The organism is Nonomuraea solani (assembly GCF_900108335.1).
Classification (GTDB): domain Bacteria; phylum Actinomycetota; class Actinomycetes; order Streptosporangiales; family Streptosporangiaceae; genus Nonomuraea; species Nonomuraea solani.
On the sequence record NZ_FNVT01000007.1, the window covers coordinates 426602 to 452153 of the forward strand.

Here is a 25552-nt window from a genome sequence, read left to right on the forward strand (position 1 = left end):
GGGACACATGCCTCTGTCACCCGTGACCCACCGGACCATCGACGTCGACGGGATCGAGACCTTCTACCGGGAGGCCGGGCCGCCGGACGCGCCGGTGTTCCTGCTGCCGCACGGCTATCCGTGCAGCTCCTACGAGTTCCGCGGCCTCATGGCCGCGCTGGGCGACCGCTGGCGCCTGCTCGCGCCCGACCTGCCGGGCTTCGGCCTCAGCGGCACCCCCGAGCACTTCTCCTACACCTTTGACGGCTACGCCGGCTTCCTCGAACGCTTCACCCAGGTGATGGAGTTGTCCAGGTACGCCCTCTACCTGCACGACTACGGCTCCCAGTTCGGCCTCCGGCTGGCCCTGCGGGCACCGGAGCGGGTCGCCGCGCTCGTCATCCAGAACGGCGACATCTACGAGGACGTCCTGGGCCCCAAATACGCCTGGCTGAAGGAGTTCTGGTCCTGCCCCACGCCCGAGGGCCGGGCGAAGATGGCCGCGAACGTCTCGGAGGAGGGCTTCCGCGACGAGTTCGCCGGCGACCTGCCCCCGCACCTGGCGGAGCGGGTGAGCCCGGACCTGTGGAAGCTGCACTGGAGCCTGATGAACACGCCGCGGCGGCGCGCCAACGTCGTGTCGCTGTTCGAGGACCAGGCGACGACGCTCGGCTGGTTCCCCAAGGAGCAGGCGTACCTGCGCGAGCACCGGCCGCCTGCCCTGATCGTGTGGGGGTCGCACGACGGCTACATGCCCGAGGAGTCGGCCAGTGCCTACCTGCGCGACCTGCCGGACGCGGAGCTGCATCTGCTCGACGCCGGCCACTGGGCGCTGGAGACCAATCTGGGCGAGATCGTGCCCCTCGTCCGCGACTTCCTCGGGCGTGTGCACGCCTGAGGCCGGTCAGCCCTTGGGCGGGGTGGGGTCGTTGCCGGGGGCGATGGTGCGCTGGTCGCGCACCTGGCCGTCGACGCCGTGGATGCGCAGCTCGCCGCCGCCGTCCCGCTGCAGCAGCTCGCTGGCCCGCCGCACGGCGTCCGCCTGCGTGTCCGCGGTGTAGAGCGCTCGGTCGGCGTCCGGCCTGGTGACCGCCCAGCTACCGTCAGGGCGCTGGACGACGTCTCGGGAGTTGGCCTGGCCTGCCATGAGAGGTGCCCCTTTTCTGGAGGTTTGTAGTGATTGGCACCTTCTCGTGCCCCGAGCGGGCTCTTCTAGTCCTCTCTCGTTGTCCGGGCGGTGACGCACAGTACGATAAAGGTCGTGATGACCCTGGGTGAGGCGACACCGCGATGGCCGTGAGCATGCACGACGTCGCCCGCGCCGCCGGGGTCTCCCAGCGCACGGTCTCCAACGTCGTCAACAACTACGAGTTCGTCCGCCCGGAGACGCGCCGCCGCGTCCTCGAGGCCATGGCGGCGCTCGGCTACGTGCCCAACGCCGCCGCCCGCAGCCTGCGCGCGGCCCGCACCGGGCTCATCGCGCTCGTCGTCCCCGACTTCAGGGCCCGCTTCTTCGCCGACCTCGCGGGCGTGGTCGTCCGCGAGGCCGAGGCGCACGGCTACACGGTGCTGATCGAGCTGACCGGTTCGGAGCGCGAGCGCGAGCTGAAGGTCCTGGGCGGCGGCCGCAACCAGCTGACCGACGGTGCGATCATGGCGGCGCTGACGCTGAAGCCCGACGACGGGCTGCACCGCCGCCCCGACTACCCGATGGTGCTGGTGGGCGACCAGGTGCTGGATCCGCCGGTGCACCACGTCGGCACCCCCAACCGACAGGCCGCCCTGGCGGTGGTGCGCTACCTGACGGGGCTGGGCAGGCGGCGGCTGATGCTGCTCGGCTACGCCCCCGAGGGAAAGGTGACGGCCAGGCAGCGGACGCAGGGCTTCCTCGAAGGGCTGGCGGAGGCGGGGCTGAGCGCGCACGAGGAGTTGCTGGTGCACGCCGACTGGACCCGTCCCGGCGGCCAGCAGGCGATCGAACAGCACCTGGACGCCGGGCTGCCGATGCCGGACGCCATCTTCGCGATGAACGACTCCCTCGCGCTCGGCGCGCTCCGGGGGCTGCGCTCCAGGGGGATCCGGGTGCCGCGGGAGATCGCGCTGGTGGGCTTCGACGACGCCGAGGAGGCGCGCTACTCGACGCCGTCGCTGACCACGGTCTCCCCCGACGTGAACGCGCTGGCCAGGACCGCGGTCGCGATGCTGCACGAGCAGATCACGGGCAAGGCCAGCGGGCTGGAGCCGTACATTCTGGTGGACTTCGAGCTGAAGGTGCGCGAGTCGAGTCAGTGAGGCCGGACCGCGACCCTGCGCCCCGTCTCGAACGCCTCGATGATCTTGTACGCGATCCGCAGCGCCCGCCGGCCGGCCTCCGCGGGCGCGGTGTCCTCGATCAGCAGCCGCCCGGCGACGCTCCACCCGGCCGCCGTCGGTCAGGAACGGGGCCGTGGTGACGCGCACGCTACTGCCCGCCGAGGCCGGTGGTGGCGATGCCCTTGATGATCTGCCGCTGGAAGAACAGGAACACGAGGATCAGCGGCAGCGCTGCCAGCACCGCGTTCGCCATGTTCTGGGCGAAGACGACGCCGTAGCCGTTGGTGACGGTCTGCAGGCCGACGGGCAGGGTCATGAGGTTGGGGTCGTTGGTCACGATGAACGGCCACAGGAAGTTGTTCCACGCGCCGACGAACGTGAAGATCGCCACCGCCGCGATGATCGGCCGCGACAACGGCAGCACGATCCGCAGGAAGATCCGGAACGACGTCGCCCCGTCCACCCGCGCGGCGTCCTCCAGCTCGCGCGGGATGCTGTCGAAGAACCGCTTCAGGATGAACACCATCACCGGCGCGACCACCTGGGGCAGGATGATCCCCCAGTACGTGTCCACCATGTCGAAGGCGAGCATCTCGTCGAACAGCGGCACGATGAAGATCGTCCCGGGGATCATGATGGAGGCGACGGTGAGGGCGAGCAGCGGCTTGCGCCCGGTGAAGTCCAGCCGCGAGAACGCGTACCCGGCCAGCGTGGAGATCACCAGCGTGATGAGCGTGACGCCGGTCGCCACGACGAAGCTGTTGACCATCCACGTCGGGATGTTGCCCATCTCGAAGACCTTGGCGTAGGTGTCCCAGGTGTAGCCGCCCTTGGGCAGGATCGAGATGGGGGTCGCGCCGGCGTCGGCCTCGGATTTGAGCGAGGTGTTCACCGCCCACAGGAACGGCGCCAGCATCAGCAGACTGAACAGGGCCAGGACCACGAAGGCCACGATCCGCCCGGCATTGGTGCTCTTCATCAGCGGTCGGACCTCCGGGCGAACCTCAGCTGCAGCAGTGACAGGACCAGGATGATGGCGAAGAAGACGTAGGAGATGGCCGAGGCGTAGCCGAGCCGGTAGCCGGTGAAGCCGGTGTCGAAGACGTACATGAGGACCGAGCGGGTGCTGTCGTCGGGGCCGCCGCCCGACATCTGGTAGATCTGGTCGAAGACCTTGAGCGAGGCCAGGATCTGCAGCACCAGGATCAGCATGGTGGTGTTGCGCAGCAGCGGCAGCGTGATCGAGAAGAGCTGCCGCCACTTGCCCGCCCCGTCGATCGAGGCGGCCTCGTAGACCGTGGCCGGGATGTTCTGCAGCGCGGCCAGATAGAGCAGGAAGTTGAAGCCGAGCGTCCACCAGGTGGTGGTGAGCGCGATCGCGACCATGGCGGTGTCGGGATCTTGCAGCCACTTCTGGGCCTCGACGCCGAACAGCGCGACGAAGCTGTTGACCAGCCCCAGCTCCGGGTTGTAGAGCCACTTCCAGATCAGGCTGACCACGGTCGAGGCGAGCAGGTACGGCAGGAAGAACGACATCCGCCACACCCACTGCCCCGGCAGCCCGAGGTTGACCAGCAGCGCCGCCACGAGGGCCAGCAGGATCAGCGGAACCGTCGTGAGCACGGTGAACAGCACCGTGTTGCCGAACGTCGTCCACACCATCGGGTCGGTGAGCGCCTCGGCGTAGTTGGCGAACCCGACCATCTTCGGCTCGGTGCCGGCCGCCAGGTCGCGGTCGGTGAAGCTCATCCAGATGCCGTAGACCGTGGGCCACAGGAGGAAGAGCACGAATGACACGAAGAACGGCAGGACGTACAGGAGCCCGACGCGGCCCCTGCGCACCTTGGCGCCGGTCTTGGGCTTCTCCGTCACGGCGCCCCGCGTGAGGGTGGCCGACGTCATCGCTTCACCGCCTTGGACATGAGGACGTTGACGCGCTCGGCGAAGTCGGCGACGGCGTCTTTGACAGTGGTCTGCCCGATCAGCGCATTCTGGATCACGCCGCCGAACTGGGTCATGAAGTTCGAGCCCGAGCCGGAGAACGACGACGGCGGATCGTAGTGCGTGTACGACGCGGTGACCGCGTAGTCGCTGTTCGGCCGCAGCGCCTTGAACTCCGGGGAGTTGACGACGGGCTGGTAGGCGGGCGTGTGCCCGGCCGCGCCCCAGGGCAGCGAGCCCTTGAGGATCCTCGACACCGCCTCGTAGGCCAGCTCGCGACGGCTCTCGTCCGGATCCGACTGGTGCGGCAGCACGAACGTGTGCGAGTCACCCCAGGTCGCGTCGATGCCGGTGCCGAACATGTTCGGGATCGGCATGGCGCCCAGCGGCATCTTCGCCTCCTGGAACTGCGGCAGCTCCCAGACGCCCGAGAAGAGCAGGCCGATCTCGCCGTTGAGGAACGCCGAGGTGGCCGTGGAGTAGTCGGCGCTCGTGGAGGCGACCTCGCCGTCGACCAGTTGGCGCATCGTCTCGACCGACTCGCCGAACGCGTCGGCGTCGTAGGCGAACTTGTCTCCCTGCAGGCCGAAGGTGGCGCCGTGCTGGCTGTAGAAGGTCCAGAACAGGCGCCAGAGCTGGCCGCCGTCGCCGAGGAAGCCGAAGCCGAGGCCGTACTGCTTGCCGGTGAGCTTCTTGAACTCCGCGCCGAGCCGCTTCATGTCGGCCATGCTCTTGATCTCGGGCAGTTTGCCCGACGAGTCCAGCAGCCCGGCCTTGCTCGCCAGGTCGGTGTTGAAGAACGCCGCGAACACGTGGGAGTCCAGCGCCAGGGCGAAGGTCTTGCCGTTGACGATGGAGTTCTTCCACGCGGGGGCCGTGAACGTCGACTCGCTGACGCCGTAGCGGGCGAGCCGGTTCAGGTCCCAGGGGTCGAGCAGGCCGCCGGGGGCGTACCCGGCCAGGCGGGACATGTGCACGATGCCGAGGTCGGGAGCGCGGCCGCCGGCCGCTGACATCGCGAGTTTGGTGTAGTAGGGGGCGCCCCAGGCGAGAATGACCTGTTTTATTCGGGCGTTGGGCATCTCCGCGTCGGCTTTGCCGACGATCGCGTTCATGCGCTCGCCGTCGCCGCCGCTGAGGAGATGCCAGAAGGCGATCTCCTGCCCGCCCGACCGGGCGGACTGCGTACCGCAGCCTGCCAGAAAGGCCGACAGTCCGGCGACTTGCAGCGCCCGGCGCCGGGAAAGCCGGGTATTGGGCCACTCGCTCATTTCGTGGTTCCTCCAGAGGGCCCGACCAGCCCTCACAACGGGGCGTAGCGGGATGTTGACTCCGGTTGGAGGGAGTGTGGCACACTTTGCTACGTAGCAAAAGACCTGACCTGCCCGCTGTCTGCGATTTCCGAAGGTTGTTCAGATGCCGAGTTCAGCCCCTCATGACGTGCCCCGTCCCGAATATCCCCGTCCGCAGATGGTCCGTGCCGACTGGCTGACCCTCAACGGCCCGTGGCAGTTCGAGATCGACGCCGCGGACTCCGGCCTGGAGCGTGGCCTGCGCGAACGCGAGTTGTCCGGAACCATCACGGTGCCCTTCGCGCCGGAGTCGGAATTGTCCGGCGTCGGGCACACCGACTTCATGGAGGCGGTCTGGTACCGCCGCAGTGTGACCGTTCCGGCCGCGTGGGCGGGGCGGCGGACGTTGCTGCACTTCGGGGCCGTCGACCATGACGCCACGGTGTGGGTGAACGGGGCCGAGGTGGCCCGGCACCGCGGTGGTTTCTCCCCCTTCACGGCCGACCTTTCGGCCGTGGTGCGCCCCGGCGAGGAGGCGACGATCGTGGTCCGCGCCCGCGACCCCCGGCAGGGGCCCCAGGCGCGCGGCAAGCAGTCGACCAAATACCAGAACTTCGAGTGCCTCTACACCCGGACGACGGGGATCTGGCAGTCGGTGTGGCTGGAGCCCGTCCCCGACGCGCACCTGCGCCGCCCGCGCATCACGCCCGAGGTCGCGACCTCGTCGTTCACCGTCGTCACGCCGCTGTCGGCCAACCGCCCCGGCGGCTCGGTCCGCGTGACCGTCGCCGACGCCGCCGGCGTCGTCGCCACCGCGACCGCCCGCGCCGACGTGGACCTGGCGCCCTCCGTGCGCCTGGAGATCCCGGCCGATCGGGTACGCCTGTGGGAGCCGGGCGACGGCTTCCTCTACGACGTCAAGGTCGAGCTGCTCGACGCCTCCGGCGCCGTGACGGACGCCGTGGACAGCTACGCCGGGCTGCGCTCGATCGCGATCGACGGCAAGCGCGTGCTGATCAACGGCCGCCCGGTCTTCCAGCGTCTGGTGCTGGACCAGGGCTACTACCCGGACGGCCTGATGACCGCCCCCACCGACGCCGCGCTCGTCCAGGACATCGAGCTGTCGGTGGCCGCCGGCTTCAACGGCGCCCGCCTGCACCAGAAGGTGTTCGAGGAGCGCTTCCTCTACCACGCCGACCGGCTGGGCTACCTGGTGTGGGGCGAGTTCGGCGACTGGGGCGCCAACGACGGCACCGAGCAGCTTCCGTCCGCCTCCTTCATCACGCAGTGGCTGGAGGTCCTGGAGCGGGACTTCTCGCACCCGTCGATCGTCGGCTGGTGCCCGCTCAACGAGACCACCCAGGTCATCCACGACCACGTCGCCCAGCTCGACGACGTCACGCGCGGCATGTACCTGGCAACCAAGCTGGCCGACCCCACCCGCCCGGTCATCGACGCCTCCGGCTACAGCCACCGCGTCTGGGAGACCGACATTTACGACTCGCACAACTACGAGCAGGAGCCCGCCGCGTTCGCGAGCCAGATGAGCGGCCTGGGCAAGGACCAGCCGTTCGTCAACGACAAGGACGGGCGGCCCATCTCGGTGCCCTACCGGGGGCAGCCGTACTTCGTCAGCGAGTACGGCGGCATCTGGTGGAACCCCGAGCTCGCCGGGACCGACCAGGACGCCGACCGGGAGAGCTCGTGGGGCTACGGCCAGCGGGTGCGGGGCGAGGAGGAGTTCCACATCCGCTTCGCCGGCCTGACCGACGTGCTCCTGGACGACCCGGACATGTTCGGCTACTGCTACACGCAGCTCACCGACGTGTTCCAGGAGGAGAACGGCATCTACCGCTTCGACCGGAGCACCAAGCTGGACGTGGAGCGCGTGCGCGCGGTCCAGATCCGCCAGGCCGCCGCCGAGCGGTAGGCCCCTCATCCCGTCATGGCCGCGCACATCTCCGTGGCCATGACGGCACTGAGCTGGGCCGACAGGGGCACCTTGCCGCGCGGCGGCCGGTTCCAGTCGCCGTTGGCGAGCAGCAGGCCGTCGCGCTCGCACGAACGCCACAGCCGTTCGGTGCTCCCCAGCACGAACTCCCTGACGTGCGGCACGTCCGCGACCTCGACGAGCTCGCGGGCGTAGCGGTAGTAGACGCCCTTGAACAGCCCTTCGTCGCCACCCTCGCCCTCGTCGGAGAAGACGCCGTCCCTGCTCAGCTCGGCGATGGCGGTGCGGGCCGTGCGCGCGGCGCGGGCCAGGTAGTCCTCGCCGAGTTCGACGCACGCGCCGACGTACAGGCCCTGGTTGTAGGTGAAGCGCCAGTCCACGTCGATGGCGTGGTCCTCCTGGCGGTTGATGCCGTCGTGCACGAACCCGTCCGGCTCGACGAGGGTGCGCTCCAGCCAGTCCATGACGCGCAGCGCCTGCTCCAGGTAGCGCGGGTCGCCCGTGTGCCGGTGCAGCCGGGCCGACAGGATGACGAACGGGGCGTTGGCGGGGGTGTTCTTGTAGTACGGCTGCGAGACCCGCCAGGCGATGCCGCCGCCCTCGTGCTCGTTCCAGCCGTGCTCCAGGACGTGCTCCCAGAGCCGGACGGCGTCGCCGTACAGGTCGGCGGCGCCGGTCGCGTCCGCGAGGCGCAAGGTCGCCAGCGCGAGCCAGAGCATGTCGTCGAAGTAGTCGTTGAACAGCGATCCCCCGTTGCGCCAGCGGATCCCGTCGTGGATCTGCCTGGCCTGCTCCAGGTAGGCCGGGTCGGAGGTCCGCTCATAGCCGTCGAGCCGGGCGTCCATGGCGTGCGCGAGCCACCAGTAGTTGAACACGTCGTTGTCACCCGGCTCCAGCGGATGCCAGTTGTCGAACAACTGCTCTCCGGGGGCGCCGAAGAAGTGGTCAAGGCTGCGCTGGGCCTGGTCGGCCCGGTGGTTCCACACGGGTTCTGCCTCCATCAGGTGGGCTCGGCGATGGTGAAGGGCACGATGGACCGTCCTGGCACGACCTCGCCGCGCGTCTGCGCCAGCAGCAGGTCGACCGCTCGCCGGCCCATCTCCCGCTGGTCCTGCCGTACGTGCATGAAGGCCGGCCCGGCGACGGGGTCGAGGGGCGAGTCGAAGCAGGCGATGACCGGGCCGTCGATCGCCCGGCCCATCACCCGCGCCAGGTTGTACTCGCAGACCACGAACGCGGTGACCTGCGGTTCGCGGGCCTGGAAGGCGCGGATGCGCTCGACGTCGGCCGAGACGTTGTCCGAGGTGAAGGCGCCGGGCAGGGTGCTGGACAGGTCGGTCAGCAGGTGCTGCCGGTCGGGCGGCAGGCCGCGCCCGGCGCAGGCGGCGCGGAAGCCCTCCAGCCGCTCCTCGATGCTGGAGGTGTTCTCCGGCGGCGGCGAGACGAACGCGACGTGCCGGTGCCCCTGGTCGAGCAGGCGCTCGGTCAGCGCCCGCGCGGCGGCCACGTTGTCGGTGTGCACGGCGCACACCTGGATCCCGGCCAGGTAGCGGTCGACCAGGACCAGCGGGTAGCCGTCGAGGATGGTCCTGAGCAGGCCGGCATTGTAGTACTCGCCGTGCACGGGGAAGACGATCAGGCCGTCGACCAGCCCGCCGTCCACCATCGCCTCGATCGCCTTCTCCTCCTCTTCCTGGCTGCCACGGGTGCGCTTGATCGCCAGGGTGAGGCCGTGCTCGGCGCAGCGCTCCTCGACCGCGCAGAGCAGTTCGAGCCCGTACGCCTCCGAGGCGTCGGGATAGATCATCGCGATCGCCGCCGGAGCGCGTTCCGCCTCGGCGGGGCGCGCGGCGAACGTGAGCGTGCCGAGATCGGGCAGGTCCGTGGCCACGAACGAGCCCTTTCCCCGGATCCGGTGGACAACGCCGGCCTCCCGCAGGAGTTCGAGCGCCTTCTTGGAAGTGATCCGGCTGACCTCGAACCGCTCGGCCAGCTCCATCTCCGAGGGAACGCGGTCACCCGGGGCCAGGGCGCCCCGCCTGACCTCGTCCAGGAGGTAGTCGATGATCCGCTCGTAGAGCAGCGGGCCTCTCGCAGCCACGGCTCCCCTTCTTGATAGGTCCAGATATATACCAACTGATCCTAGACATATTGACTTATGCCAACTTGATTCTTACGTTGCTTCCAAGTGACATCTCACGCACGGCGATGGGAGGTGGCCCGGCGATGACCCGCTCCTTACTGAGCCGGCACCAGGCGCGGGCCGGCGTCCTGTTCGCCACGCCTCCGATGGTGCTGTTCGTCGTCTTCACCGTGCTGCCCGTGATCGGCGCCCTCGGTCTCAGCTTCACCTCCTACGACGTGCTCACGCCGCCGACGTGGGCGGGTCTGGAGAACTATGCCAGGCTGCTCGGGGACGCCACGTTCTTCACCACGCTGAAGAACATCCTGTTCTACTGCGCGATGTTCGTGCCCGCGATGATCGCCGCCTCGCTGCTGCTGGCGGTGGCGCTCAACAGCAGGCTGCCCGCGATGGGCCTGTTCCGCACCATCTACTACATTCCCGTGGTCACCTCGCCCGTCGCCGCCGCGACCGTGTGGACCTGGATGCTCAACAGCCACTACGGGCCGGTCAACGAGATCCTCGGCTTCTTCGGGTTCCCGGGCCCGGCGTGGGTGGGCTCCAGCGACACCGCCATGCTCTCCATCGTGCTGGTCACCCTGTGGCAGGGGATCGGCTCCAACATGCTGATCTACCTGGCCGGACTGCAGAACATCCCCGGCCACCTGTACGAGGCCGCCGCCCTCGACGGCGCCGGCCGCTGGGCGTCGTTCGCCCACATCACCTGGCCGTCACTGCGTACCACGACGTTGTTCGTCACCACGCTGTCGCTGATCGGCGCCTTCCAGCTCTTCGACCAGGCGTACGTGATGACCAAGGGCGGGCCGGGCAACTCGACCCTGACGCCCGTCTACCAGATCTACGAGACCGGCTTCAACCGGCTGCAGATGGGCTACGCCTCCGCGCAGGCGTTCACCCTCTTCCTCATCATCGTGGCCGTCACCGTGGTCAACATGCGGATCAACCGGAGTGACGAGACATGATGCGGAAGATCCGGATCGCCCTCTTCTACGCCGTGCTCACCGTGGTCGGGCTGTTCATGCTGCTGCCGTTCCTGTGGTCGCTGAGCACGTCGCTCAAGCCCGACGACGAGATCATCTCGCTGCCCATCACGTGGCTGCCCAGCTCGATCACCTTCGAGCACTACTGGGCCGCGTTCACCACCGTCCCGTTCGCCCGGCACTTCGCCAACTCGATGGTGCTCGCCGTGGGCGGCGTCGTCACCAACCTGGTGCTCGGGTCGCTGGCCGGGTACGCGTTCGCGCGGCTGCCGTTCCGTGGCAGCCGGGCGCTGTTCCGGCTGCTGCTGGCCTCCATGATGGTGCCGGCCGTGGTGACCCTGGTCCCCTCCTTCCTCATCGTCAAGAACCTGCCGCTCGCCGGGGGCAACGACCTGGCCGGTCAGGGCGGCTTCGGGCTGCTGAACACGTACTGGGCGATCCTCCTGCCGGGCGCCGTCGGCGCGTTCGCGGTGTTCATGATGCGGCAGTTCTTCCTGGCGCTGCCCAAGGACCTGGGCGAGGCCGCCCGCGTCGACGGCTGCCCCGAGTTCCGCATCTTCTGGCGGATCTACCTGCCGCTGTGCCGTCCCGCGCTGGCCACCCTGGCGGTCTTCACCTTCGTCGCGGGCTGGAACGGCTTCCTGTGGCCGCTGATCGTACTCAACGACCCCGACATGAGCACCATCCAGATGAGCCTGGCCGCCTTCTCCTTCAACAAGCAGACCGACTACGGGCCGCTCATGGCCGGATCGATCGTCGCGATGCTGCCCACGCTGCTGCTGTTCGCCTTCGGGCAGCGCTACCTGACTCGTGGCCTGGCCTTCACCGGCTCCGGCATCCAGTAGAGCTCCGGCATCCAGTAGAAAGGACTGAGCCGCCGATGCGCGCCATCCTGACCAGGCGGCTGGCCGCCACCTCCATCGCCGCCCTGCTCACGATCACGACCGGCTGCGGCTCGTCCGGCGCCCCCTTCTCGGACGGCGTGGTGCGCCTGAAGTTCTGGGGCGACTGGTCCGGCGAGGGCGAGCAGCAGTTCAGGACGATGACCGCCGCCTTCAACAAGACCCACCCCAAGATCCAGGTCGAGTACGTCGTCCAGGAGGACATGCTCACCAAGTTCCTCACCGCCTCCACCTCAGGCCAGGCCCCCGACGTCATGTTCTGGGACCGCTGGCGGACGGCCGGCTACGCGCCCAAAGGCGTGCTCCACCCCATCGACGACCGGCTGAAGAAGGACGGCATCGAGCGCGAGCGCTTCTACGGCGAGGCGATGCGCGAGCTCACCCACGGCGGCAAACTGTACGGCCTGCCGCTCACGGTCGACGCCCGCGCCCTGTTCTACAACAAGGCCCATCTGAAGGCGGCCGGCATCGAACCGCCGCGCACGTGGGCCGAGCTGGAGCGGGCGGCGGTGAAGCTGACCGAGCGCGAGGGCGGCAAGCTCGTCCGCGCCGGCCTGTCGATGGACGACGTGGGCCTGTTCAGCATGTACCTGCGCCAGGCCGGCGGCCAGATGGTCAGCGACGACTGCGCGCGCACCACCTTCAACGGCCCGCCCGGCCTGCAGGTCCTCGGCCTCTGGGACCGCATGATCAAGGCGGGCGTCTACCAGAGCGGCTTCGAGAAGGGCCTCGGCGAGGGCACCGACGCCTTCGCGACCGGCAAGGTCTCCATGATCCTGACGGGCCCCTGGAACATCACCACCTACAAGAAGTACGGCAAGGACCTCGACTTCGGCATCGTGCCGCCGCCGTCGGGCCCGCAGGGCGGCCAGGCCAGCCTCATGGGCGGCTTCGGCCTGGTGATCCCGCAGGCGGGCAAGCACAAGGAAGAGGCCTGGGAGTTCGTCAAGTGGTGGACGGCCGAAAAGGAGAACGCCGTGTTGTGGGCCAAGACCAGCCTGAACATCCCCGGCAACGTGCAGGCGGCGCGGGATCCCTTCTTCGCCGGCGACCCGTTCTGGAAGCCGATCCTGGACACCCTGGAGTACGCCAAGATCCGGCCCGCCTGCGCCGGCTACGCGCCGATGGAGGAGGAGTCGCTCATTCCCGGCCTCCAGCTCCTCATGGAGGGCAAGGCCGGCGCCCAGGATGCCCTCACCCAGGCGCAGCAGCAGGGTGACCGGGTGCTGACGGAGAACAACTCATGAGGGGCCAGATGGCGGTCGCCTGCCTGCTGTTATCGGCGGCCCTGACCCAGCCCGCGCAGGCGGCCACCGTACCGGCTGACGCCGATGCCGCCATGTCCGCTTTTGTCGCGACTTTCTGGGATCCGGCGAAGAAGTACTTCTACACCAACAGCGACCGGCAGACCCACGCCGAGCACGCGCACGGCCCGGAGGGCGGGCTCTACACCGACTTCTGGTGGGAGGCGCAGCTCTGGGAGCTGGTGATGGACGCCTACCAGCGCACCGGCAGCGCGACGTACCGCCGGATGATCGACGAGGTCTACGACGGGTTCGTCGCCTACTATCCGACGTTCGTCAACGACTACAACGACGACATCGGCTGGTGGGCGCTGGCCAGTGCGCGGGCGTACGAGATCACCCGGGACGCCAGGTATCTGACCCGGTCGCGGTCGTTGTTCGACCAGATCTGGGCCGAGCACGATTCGACGTACGGGGGCGGCATCTGGTGGCGCCGCAGCGTGCACAACCAGAAGAACGTCGCCACCAATGCCCCGGCGGCCCTGACCGCCGCCAAGCTGTACGCCGCCACCGGCGACGCGGCCTACCTGACCCGGGCGCAGTCGCTGTTCGCCTGGCTGAAGGCCAACCTGCAGGAGTCGGGCCACGTCTACGACCACATCGAAGGCTCGGGCACCCTGGTGAAGTGGGACTTCAGCTACAACTTCGGCACCTACATCAGCGCCGCCGCCGCGCTGCACACCGCGACGGGCACCGCGTCCTACCTCGCCGACGCCCGCGCGGCGGCCGACTGGGCGACCACCTACCTGACCAACGGCGGGACGATGACGCACGAGGGCGTCAACGACGCGGGCGGCTTCAAGTCGCTGCTCTTCCGTGGGCTCAACACCCTCGTCACCCGGCACGGGCAGAGCCGGTATCTGCCGTTCCTGCAGCGTAACGCCACCCAGGCGTGGCGGCACCGCCGTACCGGCGACGACCTGGCGGGCCCCGACTGGTCCGCGCCCGCGCCGGCCGCGTACCTGCAGAGCCTCACCGCGGCCGCCGCCGTCAGCGCGCTCCAGCTCGTCCAGCCCGACGGCAACACCGGCCTCCAGCCGGAGAACGGCAGATACGAGGCCGAGAACGCGATCCCCTCGGGCATCGGCGCCGAGAGCACCCAGCCCGGCTTCACCGGCCGGGGCTACCTCGCCGGCTGGAACGCCTCGGGACAGACCCTGACGTTCCAGGTCAACGTCCCGTCCGCCGGCCCGTACGAGCTCCGCTTCCGCTACGCCGCCGGCGCCGGGAACGCCTCCCGCCGGGTCGTCGTGCACGGCACCCAGACCGACGTGGCGTTCCCGTCCACCGGCGGATGGGGCACCTGGAGCACCGCCGTCCTCAACGGCGTCACCCTCGTCCAGGGCCACAACACGATCCGCGTCGAGCTGGGCACCGGCAACTACCTCAACCTCGACCGCCTCGACGTCTCCGCCCAGCACCAGGCCGAGTCGGCCACCCTGAACGGCGTCGGCACCGAATCCACCCATCCCGGCTATACCGGCACGGGCTACGTGGCCGGCTGGAACGCCGACGGCCAGTCGGTGACCTTCCGCCCCGACGTCAGCCGGGCCGGCCGCTACGACCTCACGTTCCGCTACGCCGCCGCCGCGGGCGACGCCACCCGGCGGCTCACGCCCGGCGCCACCGTGCGGTTCCCCTCGACCGGCGCGTGGGGCACCTGGAACACGGTGACCGTGCCGGACGTCGCGCTCCAGGCCGGCGCCAACACCGTCACGCTGGCCTTCGACGCCGCCCAGGGCAGTACGAACTGGCTCAACCTTGACGAGATGACCATCCGTTACGCGGAAAGCCCCTAGCCTCGGCATGCGCGGTGGCCCCCTGCCACCGGCCCATGCGAAAGGCACGACCCGCGATGACAGCTCACCCGGACCGCCTCGACCAGGGACATCCGTTCCGGCAGTGGAAGACCTGGCGGATTCCCGGCACCGGGATCACCATGACCGGCTATTCACGCGCCAACGACAAGACCTTCTTCCACCTGCCCGAGCTGCGCTGCGTCCTCGACGCGGGGCTGTGCGAGGGGCGCCAGGCGGAGACGGTGTTCCTCACGCACACCCATCACGACCATGCCAAGGATCTCGACTTTCTCGCCTCGCGGGCGGGCGGCACGGACATCTACCTGCCCGCCGAGGCGGTGCCGTACGTGGAGTCGTACTTACGCGCCTCCGCCGAGCTGAACCACGGCGCCGGCTACGACCCGGAGCTGGCCGGCGGGCACCGCCTGCACGGTGTGAAGCCCGGCGACGAGTTCGCCTTCGGCCGCCGCGGGCACCACGTGCGGGTGGTGCGGTGCGAGCACAAGGTCCCCTGCGTCGGTTACGCCTTCTCCGAGCGCGGCAAGGAGCTGCTGCCCGAGTACGACGAGCTGCGGCGTTCCCTGGCGAGTGACGGCCGGGCGGCGGAGTTCGGCCGCGTCATGGCCCGCGAGCGCGCGGCGGGGAACGAGGTCGAGCGGGAGGTACGCCGCCCGCTCTTCGCCTTCCTCGGCGACACCCACGTGAGCGTGTTCGAGCACAATACGTGGCTGTTCGACTATCCGGTGATCATCACCGAGTGCACCTTCCTCCACGACACCGAGCTGGAGCGCGCCGACCGGGTCGGGCACACGGTGTGGAGCCGCCTGCGGAAGGTGGTCGAGGCGCATCCGGAGACGCTCTTCGTGCTGACGCACTTCAGCCTGCGTCACTCGGATCGGGAGGTGCTGGAGTTCTTCGGGCGGCGGTTCGCCAATGTGCTGCCGTGGGCGCACCCGGACAGCCGGCTGCCGGAGCAGCACCAGTCCGGCGTTCTGAAGACCGCTCTGGGTTGACCGCCGCAGGCTGGGCACTACCTCCGTGAGGCGAGCCCGTTTCCCGGTCGTCCCCGGCCACGAGATCACCGGCACGGTCGCCGCGCTCGGCTCCGGTGTGCCCGGCCTGTCCGTGGGTGACCCGGTCGGGGCCCGGTTCCTGTACGACTCGTGCGGCCACTGCGACCACTGCGTGTCCGGCGACCAGATCCTGTGCCCGGCCAAGCGCGGAGGTCGCCGCGTCATCACCTTCTGCTGATCCCTCAGGAGCCCGGGTGGCGGGCCGATGACGGGGACAACGTCAGGGAACGGACACGAATCCCAGCTTTCTGGACACGTGCGCTCACGATGGCGCGCGGCCCGATCTCTCGTGGCGGAGAGTCGGAGGCGACGGGGGCGGCGATTTCGCCGCTGGGTCGATCGAGGGAGAAATGACATGCGAAAGTTCGCAGCGGGGGCGGCGATCATCGTGAGCGCGACGCTGGGCGTCGGAGTCGTCGCCCTGTCCGGCCACGTCGACGGCGGCGCCGCCGTCGCCGGGCACGGCTGGGCCAACGTCACCCCTGCCGGTGACGACTGGATCGGGGTGGCACCGGCCAACCGCGACTGGGCCGCACCGGCCAGTGACGACTGGATCGGCTAGCCACAGGTCGTCCCAGACCCGGCAGCGGTGTTCGCGAGTGTGAGCCCCTGCCGGGTCACGGGCCCCGGGTGCCGATGGCGGCCACGAGGGCGAAGGTGCCGACGCCGATCAGGGCCGCCGTCGCGCCCGTCGGGCCCAGGTCGAAGAGGCGGCCGATCAGCAGGTCCGCCGCGCACGAGAACATGCCGGCGCAGAACGCCAGAACACCGTAGTAGGAGCCGAAGCGCTCGGGTGGCGCGTGCCGGGCGGCGCGCTGGAAGATGGCCGGCTGGACCAGCCCGTTCGACACCCCGTTGAGCACGGCCGCGACCATCAGCGGGCCGGCCTGCGTACCGTCGAGCGGGGCGAGCACGAAGAACGTCGCCGCCGCGCACAGCAGGCCGAGGCGCAGCACCCACGGACGCTCGCCCCGCCGCCCGGCGGCGACGAACGGCTGGGCGGCCGCCGCGACCGCGGCCAGCACGCTGAAGGAGAGCGTCGCCGCGGCCGGGGTGAAGCCGAGCAGCGGCACGGCGGTCATGATGTGGTTCGCGAGCAGCGACGTGGGCGCGGTCATCAGCGCGAAGAGCACGAACGTACGGTCGCCGAGCACCCTCCGCACCCCGGTGAGAATGTCGCCGAAGCGGGCGGGCGCCGGTTTCCTCCCGGAATGCGGCAGGAGCAGGAACAGGACGGCGGACACCGTCCACATGGCCGCCGCCGCTCCGGCCAGCAGCACGAACCCGGGCCCCAGGGAGAGCAGGACGAGCCCCACGGGCGGTCCCACGACCGTCGCGATGTGCTGGGCCCCGACATAGGCGGCGAACCCACCGGCGCGGCGGGCGGGGCCGACGCCGGCCAGCAGGCTCTGGGCCGCCGGGTTGTAGAGCGCGCCGCCGACGGCGAGGACGACGGCGGCGCCGAGCAGTCCGCCCACCCCGTCCGCGACGCCGAGCAGACCGAAGCCCAGCGCGCGAAGGACGCAGGCGATCACCCCGGTACGCCGCGCGCCGAGCAGATCGGTGACCGCCCCGACCGGCAGCAGAAGGGCGAACTGCAGCCCGACCCGCACCCCGAGGATCAATCCCACCGTGCCGGCCAGCAGGCCCAGGTCGTGCCGGAGGTGCGCGACCAGGTGCGCCATCACCGAGAAGAACCCCAGGCAGGCGGCGAACTGGATGGTGACCACCATCACGACCAGCCGGCGGCCGGACGGCGGGTCCGCGACGGGGTCGGGCGGCGTGAGGGCGGCGACGGTCACCCGGGAGATGACAGCAGAGATCGGGCAGGCCGTCCAATAGTGATATGTGACATCAATCCATACAAAAACGGATATCGCCGGTACGGGCTTGTCCTGATCACCGTCGCGCTTGCGAACACTGTGCGCACAGAGTACAGTGTTCGCATAAGCGGAACGGCGTACAAAAGGAGTCGAGCATGTCGACGAACGTGAACTGGACCGAGCAGGGCGGCTGGACGGCCAAGGGCGAGTGGGGGACGGCGGACTCGCGGGGCCGCACCTTCGACGTGGCCCGCTGGCAGGCCCGCTTCGACGAGCTGCGCGAGCGGCACCACGTGCCGGGCGCGTCGCTGGCCGTGCTGGTCGACGGCCAGGTGCACGAGCTGGCCAGCGGGGTGCTGCACCGCGGCACCGGCGTGAAGGTGACGACCGACTCGGTGTTCCTGTCCGGCTCGATCGCCAAGGTCTACACCGCCACGCTGGTGATGCGGCTGGTCGACGAGGGCCGGCTGGACCTGGACACGCCCGTGGTGAGCGTGCTGCCGGAGTTCGCCACCCCCGACCCGGTGGCGACCAGGACGATCACGGTCAGGCAACTGCTGTCGCACACCGGCGGCGTCACCAACGACTTCAACCACGACAGCGGCCGCGGCGACGACTGCCTGGCCGAATACGTCAAGGCCGCTCGCGGCGTGGCGCTGGACTGCCCGCCGGGAACGGCCGTCTCGTACGGCGGCCTCGGCTACGTGGTGCTCGGCCGCGTCATCGAGGTGCTCACCGGCCGCACCTGGGACCAGGCGCTGAAGGACCTGCTCTTCACCCCGCTCGGCCTGGAACGCTCGATGACCCTGCCGGAAGAGGCCCTGCGCTTCCAGACCGCCATGAGCCACCTCGGCGAGCCCGGCGCCGAGCCCGGCCCCGCGCCGGCCTGGGACCTGATGCCGCGATCGGCGGGACCCGCCGGGCGGGTCATCGTCTCGGCCGGCGACATGGCCCGCCTCGCCGGCATGCACCTCGGCCACGGCCTCGCTCCCGACGGCACCCGCGTTCTGTCGGCGGAGGCGGTCGCCGCGATGCAGCGCCGCGAGGTGGACGTGCCCGACAAGTGGACGGTCTCCGCCGACGGCTGGGGCCTCGGCTGGACCCTGTACGACTGGGACGGCGTCGCCGGCTACGGCCACGACGGCGCCGCCATCGGCCAGTACGCGTACCTGCGCGTGGTCCCGCGGGCGGGGCTGGCCCTCGCGCTGATGACCAACGGTGGCAGCGCCCGGCTGCTCTACGCCGACCTGTTCCGCGAGCTGCTGGCGGAGCTGGCCGGCGTGCGGATGCCCGAGCCCTTCGCCCCGGCGAACCCCGCGCCCGCGGTCGATCTCGCGCCGCTGCTGGGGACGTACAAGCGTGAGGGCGTGGTCATCACGGTCAGCGGGGACGGCGGCGGCAAGGCGCACATGCGCTACGAGTTCGTGGACGGCATGAAGGACATGTCACCGCCGCTGGAGATGGACCTGGAGCCGGTCACCGAGACCGTGTTCGCCGCCTCCGGCGCCGGGGCGGCCTTCAGCGAGGACTACATGCCCGTCGTCTTCGCCACGCTGGCCGACGGCTCCCAGGTCTGTTACGTCGGGATGCGCGCCACCCCCAAGGTCCAGTAAGTATATTAATTGACTTATATAAGCGAGAACGCAATAATGACGCGACCCCCCTAGAACGCGACAAGGGACACCCCATGATCGACATCGCCAGTCAGCTCCAGGCCATCCACCGCGAGGTCGGCAAGAAGCCGATCGACGGCGGCGAGGGCGTCGGAGTCCTCCTCCGGCGCACCTACGACGCCGCGATCGACGACGTGTGGGACGCCGTCACCGACCCCGATCGGGTCAAGCGCTGGTTCCTGCCGCTCAGCGGCGACCTGCGCGCCGGCGGCACGTTCCAGCTTGAGGGCAACGCGGGCGGCGACATCCTCACCTGCGAGCGGCCCCGCCTGCTCAAGGTGACCTTCGGCGGCCCGGCCAGCATCGTCGAGCTGCGCCTGACCCCCGGCGGGGACGGCGCGACCACGCTCGAACTGGAGCACACCGTGCCCGTCGAGATGGCCGGGAGCGGCGCGGGCGCGCTCTACGTGGGGCCCGGGTGGGACGGCGCGTTCATGGGCCTGGACCTCTTCCTGCGCGGAGAGGTCGTCGGCGACCCGGTGGCCGCGGCGAACTCCCTGGAGACGCAGGAGTTCTCCAAGGGGTCCGTGCACGCCTGGACGGCCGCCATCGAGGCCTCGGGCGCCGCCACCGCCGACGAGATCGCCGCGGCGGTGGCGGCCTCCCTCGCCCAGTTCGCCCCGGACGCCGGCTGAACCGCATCTTCCCCATCGGATAACCCTAATTTCAGGTCTGTTTATCCGTATATTGTGGGAATCATGCGCACAAGCCAGGAGGCGGGATGACCTCACCGACCGATCCTTTCAGCACCGGCGGTGACCAGCATCTCGGCAGGCTGCTGAAGGACTTTCAGCGGGAGATGGAGGCCCTGGACGGGCTGCGCGATCGCATCGCCTCCGTCCGGGGCCGGGGCGAGGCGGCGGACGGCCGGGTCGTGGTGGACGTGACCCAGAGCGGCGCGCTCGCCGGGATCACCATCGACCCCCGCGCGATGAAGCTGGGCTCCGACCGGCTCGCGGCGGCGATCATGGAGGCCGCCGGCCGGGCGGCCCGCGACGCCGAGCGGGAGGCGGGCGACGTGGTGACGCCCTTCCTCACGGGCACACCGCTGGACGACGGGACCGGGCGGTGAAGATCAATCCCACCCGCGCGAGCATCTACGGCTTCGGCACGCTCGGCATCGCGGGCTTCGTGTTCCAGATGCTGGCGGTCGACTACCCCAGCGGCGAACCGGACAAGGCACGCCAGGCCGCCGCCGTCTGGGCCCGCCTGGCCGATCGGATCGAGCGGAGCCCGGACGCGACGTACCCGGCCGCCGCGTCGGTGTGGCGCAGGAACGAGGGGCAGGGGGTGGCGGCGTTCAAGTCGGCCGTCACCGCCGGGCTCTATCCGCAGCCGGAGGAGAACGGCTACGCCGCCAAGCTCGCCCGGCGGTGCCGTGACAACAGCACCGCCTGCCTGGAGTTCGCCGAGGTGATCGAGGAGGCGCGGAAGGCGTACTGGACGCTGGCCTTGGCGAACTTCGCCAGTTTCGTCTTCATCACCACCTTTCCCTGGCAGGCGGGGGTGGCGTACCAGATCACGCAGATCCTCATGCGGCGGGCGCAGGCGGGGCTGCTGGCCAAGCTGCTGGAGCACAGCATCGCCAAGATCGTGCTGAGCAAGCTGACCGAATACTCGATCGGCAGCGCCTTCTTCGCCGTGGGCGACGTGGCGGTCGTGGCCGGGGTGAAGGCGGCGCGGGGCGAGGATCCCGGCTCGTTCGGGGACAACGCGACGCAGGCGCTCAAGGAGTTCACCGCCTCGGTCGCCTTCTACGGCGTGTTCGACGCGGCCGCGCCGCTGGCCAGGAAGGTGACCGCGAACGCGGACGTGCAGTATTTCCTGAGCCGGCTCGCGGGCGGCTCGGTCGGCTACGGCCCGACGTACGACTCGCTGAACGGGCAGTCGGGCGAGGAGCTCATCCCCACCCCGAAGGAGACCCTGGGCCGCATCCTGCTCTACTTCACGATGGCCCACAAACCCGCCTGAGGATCACATGGAAATCGACAAGACACAGATCCGCTCCGCGGCCACCGCCTTCGACCTGGAGCGGGGCGAGCTGGGCAGGTTCATCGCCGAGGCGGCCGAGGACCTGAACGCCATCGGCGACTTCTGGGGTGACGGCAAGGAGGGCACGGCGTTCTTCAAGGGTCAGGGCGCCGCCGGCGGATACGAGGCGGTCACCGGCCAGATCATCGAGGGCACCGAGGTCTACCTCGACGCCCACCACGAGATCGCCTCCCGCCTGCGCCTCATGGCCGACCTCGTGCAGGTGGCCGACTGGGACAGCGTGGCCGCCATCCTGTCGAAACTGCCTCCCGCCGACCCGGGGCAGAAGATCTGGGGCACGGGCTAGGAGACCGCCACCGGGATGATCGCGCGGGTCGGCTCGCCGGCTTCGAGCTCGGCGCAGCGCCCCTTGCAGAAGCCGTTGGCGACGATCAGCCGAGCCCGCTCGGGCGTGTAGGCGCTGGTCCGCAGGACGACGAGCACGCCCTGGCACGCCGGACAGGTGGCCGGTTGGTCAGCAGACATGGAAGCCCCTTCATCGAAGTCGAAGGAGACTCCTGTCCAGAAACCGGTCGGCCACACCTATGACCTCTCAAGCCCCCGCCGTCACCTCCTGAAGAGGGAAGTGACAGGCGGCCGCGTGCAGCGGTTCACCGTCGGCCGGCTCCAAGGGCGGCACGTCCTGGGCGCAGACGTCCTGAGCCTGCCAGCAGCGGGTACGGAAGCGGCACCCCGACGGCGGGTCGAGCGGCGAGGGCACCTCGCCCTTGAGCAGGATGCGCTCCCGCCGGACGCCGGAGGTGACGTCGAGCACCGGCGCCGCGGACATCAGGGCGGCGGTGTAGGGGTGCCGCGGCCGGTCGAACACCTGCCGGGTCGGGCCGGTCTCGACGATCTTGCCGAGGTACATGACCGAGACGCGGTCGGCGACGTGGCGGACGACGGACAGGTCATGTGAGATGAACACGTACGACACGCCGAGCCGGGCCTGCAGGTCGGTGAGCAGGTTGAGCACCTGCGCCTGGACGGACAGGTCGAGCGCCGACACGGGCTCGTCGCACACGATGACGTCGGGTTCGAGCGCGAGCGCGCGGGCGATCCCCAGCCGCTGCCGCTGGCCGCCGGAGAACTCCTGCGGATACCGCCGGGCGTCGCCCGCCCGCAACCCGACCATTTCGAGAAGGTCGGCGACCCGCTTGCCGCGCTCCTTCGCCGGTACGAGGTCCCGGTGCGTCCGCCACGGCTCGGCGACGATGTCCTCGGCGCACAAGCGGGCGTTCAGCGACGCGAACGGGTCCTGGAACACCATCTGGACACGGCGGCGCCACCGCAGCAGCTCCTTGCCGCGCAGCGCGAACGGGTCCGTGCCCTCGAACCTGACGTGGCCCTGGTCGGGCCGCTCCAGCATGAGCAGCACCCTGGCCAGGGTGGACTTGCCGCAGCCCGACTCCCCCACCAGGCCCAGCGTCTCGCCGTGCCCCAGGCGCAGGTCGACGCCGTCCAGCGCGCGCAGGCGGCCCTTGCCGGACACGTGGAAGGTCTTGCTCACCCCCGCCACGTCGAGCAGCGGAACCGTGGCGGCCTCAGTCATCGGCCAGCTCCTTCCAGTGGTGACACGCGGAATGGCGGCCGGGCCCGGACTCGGCGAGGACCGGGCGCTCCTCCGCGCACACGTCGGTGGCCATCGTGCAGCGCGCGCGGAAGGCGCAGCCCGAGGGCACCGAGTGCAGGTCGGGCGGGCTGCCCGGGATGGACTTCAGGTTGGTGCCGCGCGCGACCTCGGCCGGCACCGAGTCGAGCAGGCCCCGCGTGTACGGGTGCCGGGGCCGGGCGAACACGTCGGCCACGCGGCCCGTCTCGACGATGGCGCCCGCGTACATGACGGCCACGTGGTCGGCCTGCTCGGCCACGACCGCGAGGTCGTGCGTGATCAGGATGAGCGCCGTCTGCTGCTCGGTGCGCAGCTCGCGCAGCAGCTCCATGATCTGGGCCTGCACGGTGACGTCGAGGGCGGTGGTGGGCTCGTCGGCGAGCAGCACCTTGGGCCGCAGGGCCATCGCCAGCGCGATGAGCAGCCGCTGGCGCATGCCGCCGGAGAACTGGTGCGGATAGGCGCCGGCCCGGGCGCGCGGCTCGGGGATGCCGACCCGTTCCATCAGCTCGACGGCGCGGGCCCGCGCGGCGCGGCGTGACACCCGCTCGTGGATCCGGAACGGCTCGGCGAGCTGGGCGCCGACCGTCTGGACGGGGTTCAGCGCGGTGAGCGCGTCCTGGAACACGATCGACAGGCCGGGACCGGCCAGCCGCCGGCGCTGGGCCGGCGGCAGGGTGAGGAGGTCGGTCCCGTCGAGGCGTACGGCGCCGCCGGCCACGTGCGCCACTGGGTCGAGGAGCCCGGCGATGGCCTGCGCCGTCATGCTCTTGCCGCAGCCCGACTCGCCCAGGAGCGCCAGCGTCTCGCCGGACTGGACGGAGAAGCTGACCTCGCGCACGGCGCGTACGGTTCCGGCGGGGGTGCGGATGTCGACGGCCAGCCGATCCACCTCCAGCACTGGGTTCACGCCTTCACCTCCTTGATCTTGCGTTCGGCGCGGGGCAGGGTGAGCCGCCACCGCTGGCCGGGGTCCATGGCCAGGCGCGCCCACGAGGCGAGGATGGTCGCCGACACGGTGGTGACCACGATGGCCAGGCCCGGGAAGACGGCGATCCACCAGGCGCTCTGCAGCACCTGCCGGCCCTGGGCGACCATCAGGCCCCAGCTCATGTCCGGCGGCTGGATGCCGATGCCGAGGAAGCTCAGCGACGACTCGGTGAGCATCACGAAGCAGAAGTCCAGGGTCGCGACGGTGAACAGGGTGGGCAGCACGGTGGGTGCCACGTGCCTGCCGATGATCGCCCAGCTCTTGGCGCCGAACGTGCGCGCCGCGTCGACGAACAGCCGGCTCTGCAGCTCGGCCGACTCCGCGCGGGCGGCCCGCAGGTAGATCGGGATGCGCGCGATCGCCAGGACCAGGATGATGTTGCCGGCGCTGGGCGAGAAGACGTACAGGACGACGACGGCCAGCAGCAGCGACGGAAAGCTGAGGATGACGTCGGCGACGCGCATGGAGACGTTCTCGCGCCAGCCGCGGTGATAGCCCGCCCACATCCCCCAGACGGACCCGACCACGAGGGAGATCACCACGGCCGGGACGGCGACGGAGAGCGTCGTACGGCTGGCCACGATGAGCCGGGCGAGCAGGCTGCGGCCGAGCGAGTCGCTGCCGAGCAGGAACGCCCAGCCGTCGTCGAAGCTGAACGGCGGCCGGTTGACCGCCCGCAGGTTCTGCTTGGTGGCCAGGTCGCCGAGCAGGATCGGCCCCACGAGGGCGGCGGCGAACACGACCAGCAGGACCACCACCGCCACACAGGCGAACTTGTCCCGCAGCAGCAGCCGCCACCAGGAGGTGTGCCTCATGCGGTCACCCCCTGACGGACCCTGGAGTCCAGAAGCGCGTAGCAGGCGTCGATGATGATGTTGAGCGCGAAGATGGTGATCGCGGTCACCAGGACCGCGGCCTGCAGCACCGCGAAGTCGCGCTGCAGGATCGAGGTGATCATCAGCTTGCCGATGCCCGGCCAGCCGAAGATCGTCTCGACGACCACCGCGCCGTTGACCAGCCCGACCGCGAGGTCGCCGGCCACGGTGAGCGCGGGGGGCGCGGCGTTGCGCAGCGCGTGGCCGAAGACCACCCGCAGCTCTCCCGCGCCCTTGCTCCTGGCCACCTTGATGTACGGCGCCGACAGCGCCGTGACCATCGCCCCGCGTACGACCTGCACGAGCACGCCGAACGGCCTGATCAGCAGGGTGACCACCGGCAGCACCCACGCCGCCGCGCCCTCGGTGCCCGAGGTGGGCAGCCAGCCGAGCGCCACGGCGAACACCAGCACGCCCATGATGGCGAACCAGAAGTCCGGCATGCTCGCCGCGGTCGTCGAGGTGAAGCTGGCGACCCGGTCGGCCACGGAGTTGGGGCGGTAGGCCGCCCAGCTCCCGACCACGATCGCGCCGAGGATCGCCAGGATCATCGTCGCGCCCGCGAGCTGCAGCGTCGCCGGGAACGCCCGCAGCACCGCGTCGGCGGCGGGCTCGGCGGTGCGCAGCGACTCGCCGAAGTTGAGCTGGATCACCTGGGACAGGTAGTCGCCGAACTGGACGAGCAGCGGCTGGTCGAACCCGTGGCGGGCGGCGAACTCCGCCCGCATCTCCGGGGTGGCGCTGAGGGGCAGGTAGAGATTCGCCGGATCACCGGTGAGGCGCGCCAGGTAGAACACGCCGAGGATCACGACGACCAGCGGGATCGCGCTCGAAACGATGCGACGCCGCAGGAAGGTCAGCACACTCGTT

General features: G+C 70.1%; 27 protein-coding genes. 15 read left to right on the forward strand and 12 right to left on the reverse strand.

The genetic code is table 11. The features are described 5' to 3' along the window. Positions 1-7: 7 nt before the first annotated feature. Positions 8-877 (forward strand): alpha/beta fold hydrolase, encoded by an 870-nt coding sequence (locus C4V41_RS27175; RefSeq protein ID WP_103958754.1) that lies wholly within the window; start codon positions 8-10, stop codon positions 875-877. Between the two features lie 6 nt (positions 878-883). Here the strand turns inward: C4V41_RS27175 and C4V41_RS27180 are convergent, their stop codons facing one another. Continuing rightward, positions 884-1126, reverse strand: coding sequence for a DUF2188 domain-containing protein (locus C4V41_RS27180; protein WP_103958755.1), 243 nt, complete (start codon positions 1124-1126; stop codon positions 884-886). A gap of 155 nt (positions 1127-1281) precedes the next feature. Here C4V41_RS27180 and C4V41_RS27185 point away from each other — a divergent pair, with 155 nt between their 5' ends. Beyond that, the gene (locus tag C4V41_RS27185) at positions 1282-2271 is read left to right on the forward strand and encodes a LacI family DNA-binding transcriptional regulator (RefSeq protein WP_235030414.1); all 990 of its coding nucleotides are present in this window, start codon (positions 1282-1284) and stop codon (positions 2269-2271) included. A 169-nt stretch (positions 2272-2440) separates the two neighbouring features. Here the strand turns inward: C4V41_RS27185 and C4V41_RS27190 are convergent, their stop codons facing one another. From C4V41_RS27190 to C4V41_RS27200, 3 genes are read right to left on the reverse strand one after another with little or no spacing between them, the layout of a single operon-like run. Continuing rightward, positions 2441-3271 (reverse strand): carbohydrate ABC transporter permease, encoded by an 831-nt coding sequence (locus tag C4V41_RS27190; RefSeq protein WP_103958757.1) that lies wholly within the window; start codon positions 3269-3271, stop codon positions 2441-2443. Then, complete coding sequence (locus C4V41_RS27195) at positions 3271-4194, reverse strand: carbohydrate ABC transporter permease (protein WP_103958758.1); 924 nt, start codon at positions 4192-4194, stop codon at positions 3271-3273. Before C4V41_RS27195 ends, C4V41_RS27190 begins: the two co-directional genes overlap by 1 nt. Then, on the reverse strand, positions 4191-5504 hold the full coding sequence (locus C4V41_RS27200; RefSeq protein ID WP_103958759.1) for an extracellular solute-binding protein: 1314 nt from the start codon (positions 5502-5504) through the stop codon (positions 4191-4193). The genes C4V41_RS27195 and C4V41_RS27200 overlap by 4 nt, the downstream gene beginning before the upstream one ends. A gap of 145 nt (positions 5505-5649) precedes the next feature. On the opposite strand from C4V41_RS27200, the gene C4V41_RS27205 reads away from it, so the two are divergent. Further along, positions 5650-7455, forward strand: coding sequence for a glycoside hydrolase family 2 protein (locus C4V41_RS27205; protein ID WP_103958760.1), 1806 nt, complete (start codon positions 5650-5652; stop codon positions 7453-7455). A 5-nt stretch (positions 7456-7460) separates the two neighbouring features. Here C4V41_RS27205 and C4V41_RS27210 read toward each other — a convergent pair whose 3' ends face one another. Together C4V41_RS27210 and C4V41_RS27215 are read right to left on the reverse strand one after the other, a co-directional pair. Then, a complete protein-coding gene (locus tag C4V41_RS27210; RefSeq protein WP_103958761.1) occupies positions 7461-8477 on the reverse strand; it encodes a glycoside hydrolase family 76 protein in 1017 nt (338 codons plus the stop codon). After that, positions 8477-9577 carry a GntR family transcriptional regulator gene (locus C4V41_RS27215; protein WP_200824246.1) on the reverse strand — a complete coding sequence of 367 codons (1101 nt, stop codon included), beginning with the start codon at positions 9575-9577 and terminating at the stop codon, positions 8477-8479. The genes C4V41_RS27210 and C4V41_RS27215 overlap by 1 nt, the downstream gene beginning before the upstream one ends. Before the next feature lie 125 nt (positions 9578-9702). Between C4V41_RS27215 and C4V41_RS27220 the strand changes: the two genes are divergently transcribed. The 7 genes from C4V41_RS27220 (at position 9703) to C4V41_RS27250 (ending at position 16239) form a co-directional block, all read left to right on the forward strand. Continuing rightward, on the forward strand, positions 9703-10581 hold the full coding sequence (locus C4V41_RS27220) for a carbohydrate ABC transporter permease (RefSeq protein WP_200824247.1): 879 nt from the start codon (positions 9703-9705) through the stop codon (positions 10579-10581). Then, complete coding sequence (locus C4V41_RS27225; protein ID WP_103958763.1) at positions 10578-11444, forward strand: carbohydrate ABC transporter permease; 867 nt, start codon at positions 10578-10580, stop codon at positions 11442-11444. Before C4V41_RS27220 ends, C4V41_RS27225 begins: the two co-directional genes overlap by 4 nt. 35 nt (positions 11445-11479) lie before the next feature. Next, the gene (locus C4V41_RS27230) at positions 11480-12748 is read left to right on the forward strand and encodes an ABC transporter substrate-binding protein (protein ID WP_103958764.1); all 1269 of its coding nucleotides are present in this window, start codon (positions 11480-11482) and stop codon (positions 12746-12748) included. Next, on the forward strand, positions 12745-14604 hold the full coding sequence (locus tag C4V41_RS27235; RefSeq protein WP_103958765.1) for a glycoside hydrolase family 76 protein: 1860 nt from the start codon (positions 12745-12747) through the stop codon (positions 14602-14604). Before C4V41_RS27230 ends, C4V41_RS27235 begins: the two co-directional genes overlap by 4 nt. Before the next feature lie 56 nt (positions 14605-14660). Further along, complete coding sequence (locus C4V41_RS27240; protein ID WP_200824248.1) at positions 14661-15617, forward strand: MBL fold metallo-hydrolase; 957 nt, start codon at positions 14661-14663, stop codon at positions 15615-15617. A 25-nt stretch (positions 15618-15642) separates the two neighbouring features. Next, positions 15643-15855 carry an alcohol dehydrogenase catalytic domain-containing protein gene (locus C4V41_RS27245; RefSeq protein WP_200824249.1) on the forward strand — a complete coding sequence of 71 codons (213 nt, stop codon included), beginning with the start codon at positions 15643-15645 and terminating at the stop codon, positions 15853-15855. Positions 15856-16032: 177 nt separating this feature from the next. Then, positions 16033-16239, forward strand: a complete 207-nt coding sequence (locus tag C4V41_RS27250) for a hypothetical protein (RefSeq protein ID WP_103958767.1) — start codon at positions 16033-16035, stop codon at positions 16237-16239. Positions 16240-16294: 55 nt separating this feature from the next. Here C4V41_RS27250 and C4V41_RS27255 read toward each other — a convergent pair whose 3' ends face one another. Further along, positions 16295-17479 carry an MFS transporter gene (locus tag C4V41_RS27255; protein ID WP_103958768.1) on the reverse strand — a complete coding sequence of 395 codons (1185 nt, stop codon included), beginning with the start codon at positions 17477-17479 and terminating at the stop codon, positions 16295-16297. 176 nt (positions 17480-17655) lie between these two features. Between C4V41_RS27255 and C4V41_RS27260 the strand changes: the two genes are divergently transcribed. The 5 genes from C4V41_RS27260 to C4V41_RS27280 all read left to right on the forward strand — a co-directional run bounded on the left by C4V41_RS27260 (position 17656) and on the right by C4V41_RS27280 (position 21511). Continuing rightward, the gene (locus C4V41_RS27260) at positions 17656-19113 is read left to right on the forward strand and encodes a serine hydrolase domain-containing protein (protein WP_103958769.1); all 1458 of its coding nucleotides are present in this window, start codon (positions 17656-17658) and stop codon (positions 19111-19113) included. Positions 19114-19187: 74 nt separating this feature from the next. Beyond that, positions 19188-19808 (forward strand): SRPBCC family protein, encoded by a 621-nt coding sequence (locus C4V41_RS27265; RefSeq protein ID WP_103958770.1) that lies wholly within the window; start codon positions 19188-19190, stop codon positions 19806-19808. Positions 19809-19894: 86 nt separating this feature from the next. Next, positions 19895-20245 carry a YbaB/EbfC family nucleoid-associated protein gene (locus tag C4V41_RS27270; protein WP_103958771.1) on the forward strand — a complete coding sequence of 117 codons (351 nt, stop codon included), beginning with the start codon at positions 19895-19897 and terminating at the stop codon, positions 20243-20245. Continuing rightward, the gene (locus C4V41_RS27275) at positions 20242-21144 is read left to right on the forward strand and encodes a WXG100-like domain-containing protein (protein WP_103958772.1); all 903 of its coding nucleotides are present in this window, start codon (positions 20242-20244) and stop codon (positions 21142-21144) included. Before C4V41_RS27270 ends, C4V41_RS27275 begins: the two co-directional genes overlap by 4 nt. 7 nt (positions 21145-21151) lie before the next feature. Continuing rightward, the gene (locus C4V41_RS27280; protein WP_103958773.1) at positions 21152-21511 is read left to right on the forward strand and encodes a hypothetical protein; all 360 of its coding nucleotides are present in this window, start codon (positions 21152-21154) and stop codon (positions 21509-21511) included. Here C4V41_RS27280 and C4V41_RS27285 read toward each other — a convergent pair. The 5 genes from C4V41_RS27285 to C4V41_RS27305 all read right to left on the reverse strand — a co-directional run bounded on the left by C4V41_RS27285 (position 21508) and on the right by C4V41_RS27305 (position 25545). Then, complete coding sequence (locus C4V41_RS27285) at positions 21508-21690, reverse strand: hypothetical protein (RefSeq protein ID WP_103958774.1); 183 nt, start codon at positions 21688-21690, stop codon at positions 21508-21510. The two genes, C4V41_RS27280 and C4V41_RS27285, sit on opposite strands and share 4 nt — an antisense overlap. Positions 21691-21757: 67 nt before the next feature. Then, on the reverse strand, positions 21758-22756 hold the full coding sequence (locus tag C4V41_RS27290; RefSeq protein ID WP_103958775.1) for an ABC transporter ATP-binding protein: 999 nt from the start codon (positions 22754-22756) through the stop codon (positions 21758-21760). Further along, a complete protein-coding gene (locus C4V41_RS27295; protein WP_200824250.1) occupies positions 22749-23726 on the reverse strand; it encodes an ABC transporter ATP-binding protein in 978 nt (325 codons plus the stop codon). Before C4V41_RS27295 ends, C4V41_RS27290 begins: the two co-directional genes overlap by 8 nt. Further along, complete coding sequence (locus C4V41_RS27300) at positions 23723-24622, reverse strand: ABC transporter permease (RefSeq protein WP_103958777.1); 900 nt, start codon at positions 24620-24622, stop codon at positions 23723-23725. Before C4V41_RS27300 ends, C4V41_RS27295 begins: the two co-directional genes overlap by 4 nt. Beyond that, positions 24619-25545 (reverse strand): ABC transporter permease, encoded by a 927-nt coding sequence (locus C4V41_RS27305; RefSeq protein WP_103958778.1) that lies wholly within the window; start codon positions 25543-25545, stop codon positions 24619-24621. Before C4V41_RS27305 ends, C4V41_RS27300 begins: the two co-directional genes overlap by 4 nt. Between the last annotated feature and the right edge of the window lie 7 nt (positions 25546-25552).